This window comes from Caldisphaera sp., assembly GCF_023256325.1.
In the GTDB taxonomy this organism is placed as follows: domain Archaea; phylum Thermoproteota; class Thermoprotei_A; order Sulfolobales; family Acidilobaceae; genus Caldisphaera.
In genome coordinates this window covers 1-2,888 of record NZ_JAGDXI010000027.1, presented here as the reverse complement: position 1 = coordinate 2,888, position 2,888 = coordinate 1, and the positions used below count along the sequence as shown (strand labels likewise).

Here is a 2,888-nt window from a genome sequence, read left to right as displayed (position 1 = left end):
GCCCACGACCTAAAAGAATTTATAAAAAATGTTGAGATGATTGTAAAAAATAGATGAGGTGATGTTATGGGAAAAGAAATAAAAAAATTCGATGAGCTTATGAACAAAGCGCTTGAAGACTTTTATGCCTATTTTAGAGGAGTGTTAGATGAAGCATATAAAAACGGAGAATCTGCAATAGAAGCTAATATAGCCTCTGATATAGACGACCAGGATTATAAATATTACCTTTATGCTGAATATCTTTTTAATAAAAAAATAAAAATGCCAGATATTGAAATAGTTACTAAATGGTTCGTTATTGGCTGGAACTATAATTTAATCATTTATGATAGTAAAACAAATTGTTATTATTTGGTTAAAAAAGGAAATGTTCATAAAATATTTTCAATAAAAAAATTATCGGAAGACGAAGCTAAAGAAATTATGAAAGCTAACATGATAGATTTTCTATATGATCAACAAACAGACTAATAATTATATTTAAATATGACAATAAAACATAAAATCGTGTTAAAATGAAAAATGAAAATCTATTTAAGAATTTATGGAATCCAATGACTCCAAACAGCAAAGAAGACTTGCTTGAATATGAAAAAAGATCTTATGAAGATGCGAAAATTCTTTTTGAAAAAGAACCAAAAAAAGCAAAGAAAATTCTAAATGAATTTATTAGAGAACTTGAAACTAGAAAAATAGCATATGATGTCTATGTTTGGCAAAGGATTGAAGCTATAAAATCTGGTGTGAATAAAGCTATAAAAGAACACTCAAAGCAAAACAAGTAATAGAAACATTTATATACTTTTATGTTTATATTATTATTGCGATAATATGGAAAAAGAAACGGAAAATACAATTAGTTATATTCTTGTTGTATTAGGTGTATCTGCAATTATATTTGTTAACATAATGGCTCTATATCATTTATTCGCTTACTATTCAAATAACTCTACCTATAGGGAATGCCCACAGGTGTCTAATATTGCTCCAACACAATAGATTGAAGCCAATCTGTTTCCAATATATGGCATTCCGTCGCTTATGAATTCAACACAGGTTGTTTTCATGCCAGAAGTTCAACCTAATGGAACCGCATGTATAGAATATTTCGGTTATTACGTACTTAACTACACGACTCAAAAGTATTATACAATTTACAATCATAACCCTACAGATCTTGCTAATTCATACGGAAAACAACCTGGCTACATTATGAATAAAACAGGATGCTCGCCAACTGAAAACAACCAGTCCTGTCTTATAGAATTGCAACCTGGCAAAACACTCCTATGCCCAAACATATTAAATCAAAGTTGAGGGTGAATTTATGACCTATTCCAAAGAAAAAATTCTAATTTCGACAATTATACTTTCCATTATAGTTGTTTATATTATTGGAGGCGTGGCTTTTCTGTTGAAAGGCGACGTTGAATTTTTCATAATGTTGGCAATGATTGCCCCTAGCATTTTTATTTTGTTATGGATTAACACACTCGACTATATAGACTTTGAGAAAAATTTAAATAGAATTTTTAACAAGATTGAGAAAAAAATAAATATGCTGGAAAAAATGGTAAAAACTGGTTGATTTATTTCGCGCTAATTCGGTGTTGCTTATTTTTATAGAAATAGATTTCATACCAAATAACATCAGCAAAGATTATAGCATAACCTATCATGATTATGTTGAATGCGGTTTCTTGAGATGCTCGATATGGCATAAACGGAATTCCTCCAAATACAAGTATGAAGCCAATTAGTGCTATAAAATAAAATAACAGATCGCTATTTTTAATTCCAAACATAATATAATTATTTAGTTTTGATTTAAAATTTAGGAATTTTAAGGTGCTGTTGAACAAATTGCTCGCACTAAATTCCATAAATATGGAAAATATTCCATAAATATGGAATATTCGCTAAAAGACGAAATCACACTTTCAAAAAATTCGGTAAATGACGTAAAAAATAGACTAATCGTTTGGGATATAGGGTATATATGATAAATAGTATTAATAGACCGAATGGGCTAGGCAACATTTTTTTGTCAACTAACAGTAACACGGATAAGGATGTAATTGGTTGTATAATATAAAGCTTTATTTTATTCATATACTATTATATGCTTTGCAATATAAGCCGTATATAGGATTTGTATATAAAGCTGTATATTATAATGTTGGGGATTATATATACAAGGTTTTATATACAAATCCTTATTTAATGTTATTGTATTATAAAACCATATACATACAGGTTAATTATAACTATGTATTATAATCCTGTATAAGATACAGCTTATGTTATACCCTATAACAGGCTGTATACACCATATTGTTAGTTGACAAAAATTTTATTTTCACAGCATATCGTATATTAACCATTATGTATCCCTTCCTTAAAGATGTATAGCAAACTGCCATTTTTCCATAATTATGGAATTTTTCCCTCGAAAGACACCTATTTTTGCCCAAATTTTGTGATTTTTGGTCAACTAACAAGAAGATGAGACAAAGGATGTATATATGACATCCTTTATATAATTAGGCTTAGTCAAAAAATTCCATATTTATGGAATTTACTAAATATAAATAAATGCTCATATTTGCCCTATTTTGTGATATTTTCTAAACCCAGTAATTCTGCACCAAAAAATAAATCGTTCAAATAAAGCGAAATAAAGCGAAATACAGCGATTCTAGTGGATAGTTAGATTTTTTGATTAAAAGAACGCTATCAAAGTAATGTTCCATATTTATGGAACATTTCTATATCCGTTTGCCTTCAGCCTTGCTTCCCTCAAGTTGAATATCAGGTAATCTTCTAATTTGAGTTTGTATTTTTTCTTTTCGAAATAATTTTCGACCGAATCTATGTTTATTACC

General features: G+C 28.7%; 4 protein-coding genes. All 4 read left to right on the top strand.

Annotated elements, in window-relative coordinates; translation table 11 throughout:
* Positions 1-66 precede the first annotated feature (66 nt).
* Positions 67-474 (top strand): hypothetical protein, encoded by a 408-nt coding sequence (locus tag Q0C16_RS03995; protein WP_292319751.1) that lies wholly within the window; start codon positions 67-69, stop codon positions 472-474.
* Positions 475-518: 44 nt separating this feature from the next.
* Positions 519-788: a hypothetical protein gene (locus Q0C16_RS03990; protein ID WP_292319750.1), complete on the top strand. Its 270-nt coding sequence runs from the start codon at positions 519-521 to the stop codon at positions 786-788.
* A gap of 46 nt (positions 789-834) precedes the next feature.
* On the top strand, positions 835-1,002 hold the full coding sequence (locus tag Q0C16_RS03985; protein WP_292319749.1) for a hypothetical protein: 168 nt from the start codon (positions 835-837) through the stop codon (positions 1,000-1,002).
* Positions 1,003-1,330: 328 nt separating this feature from the next.
* Complete coding sequence (locus tag Q0C16_RS03980) at positions 1,331-1,591, top strand: hypothetical protein (protein WP_292319748.1); 261 nt, start codon at positions 1,331-1,333, stop codon at positions 1,589-1,591.
* Positions 1,592-2,888: the final 1,297 nt, after the last annotated feature.